The sequence below is a fragment of the Moraxella sp. genome (assembly GCF_024227015.1).
In the GTDB taxonomy this organism is placed as follows: domain Bacteria; phylum Pseudomonadota; class Gammaproteobacteria; order Pseudomonadales; family Moraxellaceae; genus Moraxella.
In genome coordinates this window covers 1-8,684 of sequence record NZ_JAAELD010000364.1, presented here as the reverse complement: position 1 = coordinate 8,684, position 8,684 = coordinate 1, and the positions used below count along the sequence as shown (strand labels likewise).

The following is an 8,684-nucleotide window of genomic DNA, read 5'->3' as shown; positions in this document are numbered from 1 at the left end:
TCTCGCTGGTAAGCGTCTTAGTGAAGCTCGTTTAACCATCGCCAACGATCTTCAGACGCTCACCCTCAAACAGCTCCATATCAGGCGCAAGTGTTACCATAAAGCGATCAAAATACAACAGCTGCTTAAGCAGTAGCGCAAAATCCCTAGGGAAATGAATGCCGTGACGTTTGCCAATCTCGGCCAATTCAAGCATCATCACATTTAGACTCTCTGGCTGATTATCTTTACCGACCTTGCCCAGCATTCGATGCAGATCCTCGCCAAGTCGATTGACGTTCACTTTGGTGCTTGTCATGCCGATGTCCACCATCGCCTGAGCTATACCCAAATAATCGCTCACCTGTAGGCTCTGCACCAACATAAAGCACGCCTGCAAACTCTTAGGTTCGATCTGCCCCACCAAACCAAAATCCAAAAACGCAATCCGACCATCTTCTAGCATCATCAGATTACCCGCGTGTAGGTCAGCATGGAATTCACCCATTATCATCAATGACAAGAACCAAGTGTCGAGCACATCGCTCATCGCTTGCTTGGCGTGCTCAGCATTATTGGTAAGCCCCAAGGTCTCATCGACTAAAGACTTACCCACCAATAGATCCATCGTTAATACGCGCTTGGTGGTTAAATTTTTGTGCACAGTAGGTGCGGTAACTTTGGTGTTGCCAATTTTCTTTAGATAATCTCTGAATCGTTCAATATGACGACTCTCCGCCAAAAAATCCGTCTCCATCAGCATACGCGCGCGCATCTCATCCAGGATAGGCGCAAGATTCGCTGCACGCATCGATGGTATGATCTTCTCCACCACCCAAAAACTGCTGTGCAACACGGTCAAGTCAGTGTGAATGATCGCGGCGACTTTGGGTTTTTGCACCTTTAGAGCAACTTTCCTGCCATCACTCAGCACCGCCTTATGCACCTGCGCGATGCTTGCCGATGCGATGGGCTTTGGGTCAATATAACTAAAAATATCGCCCAGACCGCGCTCATCGTTCGCAAGCTCTTCGCGCAATACCGCCAAAATCTCATCGAACGGCACAGGCGTGGTCTGGTCTAGACAGTCTTGGAATGCAAGTACATACTCTCTAGGAAAAATAGACGGTGTACTTGCGATGAATTGCCCAAGCTTAATATAAGTCACGCCCATCTGCTCAAATGATTCTTTGAGTAGCTGTGCGTCCATCTTTTCGCCTTGCGCCACCCTAAGCGCTGACAGCCCTGCTACGCTTGCGGTTTTTTGGATGCGTCCAAGAACATTGAGCGATGTGCTGACGGAGGATTTGACTAAGGATAATGGTGATTTTTTTAGCATGGCTTCTTTTTGATAATTTTAAATTTCAAATAGCATTGGTAGTAGAACAGATGACACAAGTCGCATCTTTGGCAAATTTCATCTTGCGCAGGCTCATGCTACGCCCCTGCCACAGCACAAGTTCGTGAGCGATCGGATTATTTCCACGGCCCAAAAAATCCAACGCCACCTGAGCGCTCATCGAGCCGATAATGGATACCGTACTGCCCAGAACACCAGATGTCGCGCAGTTGAGTTCATCTCCCCTCTCGGCGCCGAACAGGCATTGATAACAGCCGGTTTCCTTGGTGAATAACGCAATCTGTCCCGTCTCTGCGATTGCTGAATTGGACAATAAAGGCAGTCCACGCTGACGACAGGCGTGATTTAATAGATCTCTGATGGCAAAATTATCCGTACAATCAATCACCAAATCAGGCGATATCTGCTCAAGATGACCGCCGATATTTTCATCGGTAAGCTTGACATCCTTATGGTCAATGCTGATGAGCTCGTTTTGTTCACGTAGCTTATGGCAGGCGGTCTTGGCTTTGGATTGACCAATGTCTTCTTTGGTGAATAATGTTTGGCGCTGTAGATTGCTATCATCCACCACATCATGGTCAATCAGGTGCAGCCTGCCCACCCCAGCACGCGCCAATATTTGAGATACAGGGCAGCCAAGCCCGCCCGCACCCACGATTAGAACGGTGCTATTTTTTAGGCGGGTTTGCGCGTCCATGTCCCAGCCATTAAGTAGAATCTGCCGAGAGTAGCGCATGAGTTCGCCGTCTGTTAGTTCAGAGTTTATTTGTATATTTTGCTCAGCCATGCCACACCCCCATCGTTAGCCGATCGTTGCCACCATAATCTTTGATGGTCTGCACATCATCAAAGCCTTGTTGTGCGAATAATTCACGAACGCTTTGCCCTTGATCATAACCATGTTCAATGGCAATAAGCCCGCCTAATTTCAGATATTCTACCGAACCGCTAATGATCGTCATGATGTCAGACAGCCCCATGTCATCTGCCACGAGCGCCGTCATTGGCTCATGGTGAAGTGCATTTAGATGCTCGTCAGCTTTATCGATATAGGGTGGATTCGATACGATCACATCAAATTCGCCACACACCGCATCAAACCAATCCGACTGCACACAACGACAATTATCCGCAGCCAATCTCTGCCCATTCTGTATCGCAACCGCGAGCGCATCTGCCGACATGTCTACTGCCAGCACATTCGAGGCTGGTAATTCTTTGGCAAGCGTGATCGCGATGCACCCCGAACCCGTACCAAGGTCCAAGATGCTTGGCGAATCTATGGCTTGGACGCTTAGCCAATCAAGCACAACCTCGATAAGTCTTTCGGTGTCAGGTCTAGGAATGAGCGTGCTGGGATTCACCTTAAACGTACGCCCAAAAAAATCCTGCTCGCCCACCAGATACGCCAACGGCACGCCTGACCTCATTCGTGTCACGCCTTGCATGAATCTGTCATATTCATCCGCAGTCAGCACATAATCATCATGCATCATTAAGAACAGCTTGTCTTTGTCCAGCACAGACATGAGCCAGCCTTCAAGCCAATGATAAGGCAATGCCTCACTACTCATGGCGCGACATTGCTGCTTGATGGTTGTGATGGATTGATTTAGCATATGCTGTTTAATATAAATTATTTCTTAATGACAGGTTCTTCGATGGTGATGTGCTTATTCACCAAATACACCAATAACAGAATCGGAATGCCAATCACAAAGGTAATGGCGAAGAACACAGGATAGTTCGTCGCATCGACGATCGCCCCTGAATAACCACCTAGAATCTTTGGCGACAGCGTCATCAGTGATGAGAACAGTGCGTACTGAACCGCCGTAAAGCGAATGGAAGTTAAAGCCGACAAGAACGCAATAAATACCGCACTTGCCAGTCCTGCCGCCAAGTTATCCGTGATGACCGCCATATACATCATGAACGATGTCGGCGTATAAAATAACAAGATAAACAGCAAATTCGTCGCACAAGCAAGCAATGCGCCAATCATCATCGCACGCATGACGCCAGTTTTTTGTGCGATCCAGCCACCAACAAATCCCCCGCCAATGGCTGCAATCACACCAACGACCTTCACCGCATTGGCGATCTGTGTCTTCGTGAATCCTAGGTCTTGATAGAAGATGTTAGAGATGTTACCAGCGACGATGTCTGAGATACGATACAGTCCGATGAGCGCGAGCACCAACAGTGCCTTTTTGCCATAACGCTCAAAGAAATCTCTGATCGGCATCACCCACGCGCGCGTCGCGACAGATTTAGCCACCAAGCCAATCTCTACCAGCGCATAGCCGATCACACCCATCACGATGCCACTTGATATGAATCGCACCACACCATACAAGAAACCCAAACCTACACTATCCGTCTCGGGTAGCACACCACCCACCTGCACATAGGTGAAGATAAATCCAATCACCGATAACGCAAAGACAACAAGCAAGCGCAGATTATCGGAAGTTGAATTCATGTGTTCTTTTTTGACAGCGTATTTTGGCTCACGAATGAATAAGGTCGTCGCCACAGCGATGAGCATGACCGCCGCCATGATGAGATAGGTTTTTTGCCATGCTGCATAGCTATAAGCCGCCTCGCTCGAACCAAAAAAATCAGCCAAATACAGCGCCCCCGCCCCAGAGACAATCATACCGATACGATAGCCACCGACATAAGTCGCTGACAGCGCGGTCTGCATCTGACTGGGTGCTGATTCGATACGATACGCATCAATCACAATATCCTGCGTCGCCGCTGAGAAGCCAAGCAGCACCGCGCCGAGTGCCATGATAGACAGCCTAGACTGTGCTGGATCAACGCTCGCCATGAGCACGATCGCACCGATGATGCCCATCTGTGTCAATAGAAGCCATGCACGACGCTGACCGAGCCATTTATTAAGCACGGGTACAGGCAATACATCCACCAAAGGCGACCAGATGAATTTGAACGAATAGCCCAAAGCCGCCCAGCTAAACATCGTCACCGTACTGCGATCAATGCCCGCCTCACGCAGCCACAGCCCCAAGCTGCTAAAAATTAGCAGAATCGGCACACCGGCGGCGAAGCCCAAGAGCAGCATGGCAAGCGCCTGCGGGTTAAAATACGCCTCTTTAAAGGCGGCGAACGACGAAGTCGAGCGAACTGAGTCAGTCATGAACCATCTCTTTTGATAATAATACAGATCTTAAAATTAAGATAAATGGTGCAATATTAAGATAAAAATGCTTTTTTTGCAAAGTTTATTGTTAATTAAGTCATTATTTAGAATAAAATTTTGCAGTATATTCAATTTTGGAATATACTTTTACTGTCTTAGCGGTTTGTTTTTATGTCAATATTTTTATAATGGCAGAGTTAAAGCCACTCATCGGCAGCTTTATTATTTTACGAACATTTTTGGTCTTATTTGGTTTACATCATCGGGCATTCTCATGGCAATTGACATCGTCATCAATCAGCGTCATCTACAAATCCAGCTAAAACAACTCGAAACCGTCTGGCACACCGTGGTTAATGGCTATAACCTTAGCCAGGCTGCTGAACTGCTACACACCAGTCAATCAAGCTTATCCAAACAAATCGCCGCTCTAGAAAACCAGCTAAAATCAGACGTCTTCACCCGTCAAGGCAAGCGCCTGACAGGGCTGACACCCATTGGCAAGGCATTATTACCGCACATTGAAGCGATATTTGCTGAGATTCGCACGATTGAAAATCTCAGCCTAGATTTTAATAATGCCGCGGCAGGCACATTGACGGTCGCCACCACGCACACTCAGGCGCGCTATGTCCTACCCAGTATCGTCAAAGCCTTCCGCGAGAAATTCTCCAAAGTCAATCTGGTACTTCAACAAGCTGACCCAGAGACCATCGCGCAGATGGTGATTCGTGGACAGGCCGATATTGGCATCGCCACCGAGAGCCTGCTTAATAATGACATTCTGCGCTGTCACCGCTATTATGATTGGTCACACGTGGTCATCGTGCCTAAGGATCATGAACTGGCGGAGCTGGCAGGCGTGATTGATGGCGTGGATCTGCCTACTCTGGCGAGCTATCCGATTGTGACGTATCATGGTGGTTTTACTGGTCGCGGTGCGATTGACAAGGCATTCGCCAAAGAAGGGCTGACCCCAGACATCGTCCTAGCGGCGCTAGACTCCGATGTGATTAGCACATATGTTTCATCAGGTCTTGGTATCGGCATCATCGCCGAAATGGCTTACGAACCTAAACATTATCCAGACCTTGTGGCGATCCCCATCACACACTTTGGGCGATTCACGAGTTGGATTGCGGTGCGTGACGACAGCGAAATTCGTAAATTCGGGCATGAATTCATCAAGCTGTGCCAAGCGCAATTTGCAGGTTAAATCAGTATATTACAACCAATCCGCGCCGAGCCGTGGGTTGGTTACTCGCAGTCTTCATGCTCATGGATGCCGCACACCGCTACCACATCATTATGGTCATGAATAACATCAAGGATCCAATATTTCCCGCTACGAACCGCAATGTCACTCAAATCAACCGCCCTGCCGCCTGATAGTTTTTGAAAATCTTCATTATGCATGTGAAAATGATACTTACCTCGTCCATGCATCATGCCATCTTTGAAATTACCAACATAGACATCGCCACGACGCGACCCCTTACCCAAGATAGCCTCGCCAAATCCTTGCATGACATCATCCACCCAGACACCTGTTTGAATGCCACCATCTCGCCATGTGTACTGCCCCACGCCATTGATCCTACCTTTCTTGTATTCACCAACATAGGTATCAGTTAGCACGCCATCACTATACCAGCGCAGCACCCCGAATCCTTCAGCCAAGCCATCAACACAGCCGCCTGTCCATGAGACAGTTTCTTTGGGCTTTGGGAATGGATTGTTAAGATGACAGCCTTCATTGGCGCGTATAAGCTCATTAAACCCTTCGGGCAACTCTTTGGCGTGAGCAGCCCCAGCCAACATCAACATTCCACCAAACAAAACAACCTTTCTCATCATCATTCATCCACTTCATAAAGCCTTTATATTAACTAAAACAGTCATAAGGCGCAATAAAAACCCGCCACACTGGACGGGTTTGATAGATTTTAATCATTCATCATTGGCAGATGGCAGTCGCTTAATGTCTTTTTGGACAGGCTTAGCCTCTCCATCGACGGTCGTGCCTTGATTAAAGCCACCTTTACCAAAGCCGCTAAAACCACCACCTTGACCGAATGGATTGCCCTGACCGAATGGGTTATTCGGATTGACAGTACCACCCATACCAAACGGGCTTTGACCGCCCATCTGACGAGACATCATCTGCATCATCTTATCTTGGTTTTTTAGGGCGTAATTCTTGGCGGCGGTGGTAAGTTTGCGCTGCACAAATGGCAATAACAGCAATACCGCACCCACATCGCTCAACAAACCTGGCAATAGCAACAGCAAACCTGCAATCCCTGTCGCAACTGACTTGGCAACGGTAGATTCGGCGGGCTGATTGGCAGGATTGGGGATAACGCCGCTTTGCATTTGTTTGAGCTGCTGCGCCATTGGGTTAAGTGTGGCGGCGGCATTTTTGATCAGCATCAGACCGATGACAGCAGCGATGATAAACCAGAAGAACACCCACCAACCACTCACAAACTGCGCAACAAGATACCAAAGCAGCATCTCAATGATAAACCAAACCAACGCAATGCCAACAACAGCACCCATATATTTTCCTTAAAAACCTAAACAGTGAATAAATTCAAAAACAACCAAAAATGCGCTATACTATGGCAATCTCTTGGTACATTCAAAAATTTGGGCAAATATAAAAAATTCAAGCCCAGCATTTCAGATTTTAGCACAATTATTCAGTTTTGACACTTTTGGCAAATTTATGACTCTTATCATCGGCATCGACCCTGGCTCACGCATGACAGGCTATGGCATCATCAGCACCCAAGCGGACAAGCTCACCTTCTTAGATGCAGGGACGATTCGCACCGATGGCAGCGACATGCCGACACGCATTGAGCAGATATTCTCTGGGGTATCGCGCATCGTCAAACACTACCAAAAATACAGCGATCAGCCCATGCACGCTGCCATTGAGCAGGTATTCATGGCGAGTAACCCCGATTCTGCGTTAAAGCTTGGACAAGCTCGTGGCGCTGCCATCGCTGCCTTAACCGCGCTTGATCTGACGGTATCAGAATACACCGCCCGCCAAATCAAACAAGCCGTCTGCGGTTATGGTGCCGCTGATAAGGAACAAGTCTCTGCCATGGTATGCCGCATTCTGTCATTAGAGGTCGTACCACAAGCCGATGCCGCCGATGGCTTGGCGTGCGCCATTTGTCATGCACATTCAAGCCACTCCATGCATAAGCTTTTGGGTAATACGGCATTGGCAGGTCGCAGCAGCTCAAAAAAGAAAGGTCGTTGGCGGCTGTCCGAAGAGGATTTCTTGAATTTGCGCTAATGACTTGATTCGGCTGTGGTAAATTTACATCAGATACAAATAAAGCACCCATATCGCGGTGCTTTATTTATATGTATGCTATCAATCAACGATCATCTAATCCATACTCCACCGTACTGTCATAGACGTGGACGGTTTCGCCTGTGGATTTGTCCGTATAGGCTTTTAGACGGATGATTTTACTCACCCCAGTCTCATGATGATAGCCTTCAATCACATCATCAAACTCACGCCAAGCACCCGCGCCCATCTTAATGCCTTGGTCATCATAGCGTACATTGCGCACCTTTAAGCAGTTTGGGGCGTTATTGGCGCACAATATCGGCTCAGGCTCAATCTCCCAATATAGCACCACCGGCTCACCGTACAGCACGTCAGGTTTTTTGACTCCTTGCCATGTCCAGCTTTTACCTTGGTTCGTATGCGTCATGACAGCCTGACGATCATCTTGAACTTTTAGTGTTAATTTGGCATTGGTAAATGACGCTGCCAGCACTCGTTCAGCCTCATGAGCGCTGGGGTCGCACGCCTTACGAGTCGCAGCAACACCGTCGCTGATGGTTAAGATATCCTTGGTTAGCGTAAAGCCAGCAGAATGCACATTGCATCCCACGCCAAAGCTTAATCGATCCTCAGCTGCCGTCAAATACACCGAGCGTGTCTCAATGAACAGCTTAAATCTATCATCATCAGACGCAACAAGTCGCCAATCATACTCGTACAGCTCATCCGCCAAAGACTTGGTGATGGTGGTCGGTTCACGATTGGGCATCGCCACATCATTATTGAGCTGACAGCCCATCAATGCCAATGGCGTACACAACATTAAGGCTTGAATGATTGTTTTTGTCATG

At 48.0% G+C, this 8,684-nt stretch carries 9 protein-coding genes; 2 read left to right on the top strand and 7 right to left on the bottom strand.

Translation table 11 applies throughout. From position 1 onward, the window contains the following. Positions 1 to 31 precede the first annotated feature (31 nt). From GY683_RS08325 to GY683_RS08310, 4 genes are read right to left on the bottom strand one after another with little or no spacing between them, the layout of a single operon-like run. Positions 32 to 1,318, bottom strand: a complete 1,287-nt coding sequence (locus tag GY683_RS08325) for an AarF/ABC1/UbiB kinase family protein (protein WP_297288287.1) — start codon at positions 1,316 to 1,318, stop codon at positions 32 to 34. Positions 1,319 to 1,343: 25 nt separating this feature from the next. After that, positions 1,344 to 2,129: a HesA/MoeB/ThiF family protein gene (locus tag GY683_RS08320; protein WP_297288286.1), complete on the bottom strand. Its 786-nt coding sequence runs from the start codon at positions 2,127 to 2,129 to the stop codon at positions 1,344 to 1,346. Next, positions 2,122 to 2,961, bottom strand: coding sequence for a peptide chain release factor N(5)-glutamine methyltransferase (prmC, locus tag GY683_RS08315; protein ID WP_297288285.1), 840 nt, complete (start codon positions 2,959 to 2,961; stop codon positions 2,122 to 2,124). Before prmC ends, GY683_RS08320 begins: the two co-directional genes overlap by 8 nt. A 17-nt stretch (positions 2,962 to 2,978) precedes the next feature. Further along, complete coding sequence (locus GY683_RS08310) at positions 2,979 to 4,511, bottom strand: MFS transporter (RefSeq protein WP_297288284.1); 1,533 nt, start codon at positions 4,509 to 4,511, stop codon at positions 2,979 to 2,981. A 277-nt stretch (positions 4,512 to 4,788) separates the two neighbouring features. Between GY683_RS08310 and GY683_RS08305 the strand changes: the two genes are divergently transcribed. After that, a complete protein-coding gene (locus GY683_RS08305) occupies positions 4,789 to 5,730 on the top strand; it encodes a LysR substrate-binding domain-containing protein (RefSeq protein WP_297288283.1) in 942 nt (313 codons plus the stop codon). Positions 5,731 to 5,771: 41 nt separating this feature from the next. On the opposite strand, the gene GY683_RS08300 is transcribed toward GY683_RS08305, so the two are convergent. Beyond that, positions 5,772 to 6,335: a hypothetical protein gene (locus GY683_RS08300; protein ID WP_297288282.1), complete on the bottom strand. Its 564-nt coding sequence runs from the start codon at positions 6,333 to 6,335 to the stop codon at positions 5,772 to 5,774. 129 nt (positions 6,336 to 6,464) lie between these two features. Then, positions 6,465 to 7,076, bottom strand: a complete 612-nt coding sequence (locus GY683_RS08295; protein WP_297288281.1) for an FxsA family protein — start codon at positions 7,074 to 7,076, stop codon at positions 6,465 to 6,467. A gap of 169 nt (positions 7,077 to 7,245) precedes the next feature. Here GY683_RS08295 and ruvC point away from each other — a divergent pair, with 169 nt between their 5' ends. Further along, the gene (gene ruvC, locus GY683_RS08290) at positions 7,246 to 7,830 is read left to right on the top strand and encodes a crossover junction endodeoxyribonuclease RuvC (protein ID WP_297288280.1); all 585 of its coding nucleotides are present in this window, start codon (positions 7,246 to 7,248) and stop codon (positions 7,828 to 7,830) included. 85 nt (positions 7,831 to 7,915) lie between these two features. Here the strand turns inward: ruvC and GY683_RS08285 are convergent. Beyond that, positions 7,916 to 8,684 (bottom strand): META domain-containing protein (locus GY683_RS08285; RefSeq protein ID WP_297288279.1); only part of this gene is annotated, 769 nt, incomplete at its 5' end.

Coding starts and splice junctions, on each gene's coding strand:
- GY683_RS08325 (WP_297288287.1), bottom strand. CDS start 1,318: ATGCTAAAAAAATCACCATTATCCTTAGTCAAATCCTCCGTCAGCACA.
- GY683_RS08320 (WP_297288286.1), bottom strand. CDS start 2,129: ATGGCTGAGCAAAATATACAAATAAACTCTGAACTAACAGACGGCGAA.
- prmC (WP_297288285.1), bottom strand. CDS start 2,961: ATGCTAAATCAATCCATCACAACCATCAAGCAGCAATGTCGCGCCATG.
- GY683_RS08310 (WP_297288284.1), bottom strand. CDS start 4,511: ATGACTGACTCAGTTCGCTCGACTTCGTCGTTCGCCGCCTTTAAAGAG.
- GY683_RS08305 (WP_297288283.1), top strand. CDS start 4,789: ATGGCAATTGACATCGTCATCAATCAGCGTCATCTACAAATCCAGCTA.
- GY683_RS08300 (WP_297288282.1), bottom strand. CDS start 6,335: ATGTTGGCTGGGGCTGCTCACGCCAAAGAGTTGCCCGAAGGGTTTAAT.
- GY683_RS08295 (WP_297288281.1), bottom strand. CDS start 7,076: ATGGGTGCTGTTGTTGGCATTGCGTTGGTTTGGTTTATCATTGAGATG.
- ruvC (WP_297288280.1), top strand. CDS start 7,246: ATGACTCTTATCATCGGCATCGACCCTGGCTCACGCATGACAGGCTAT.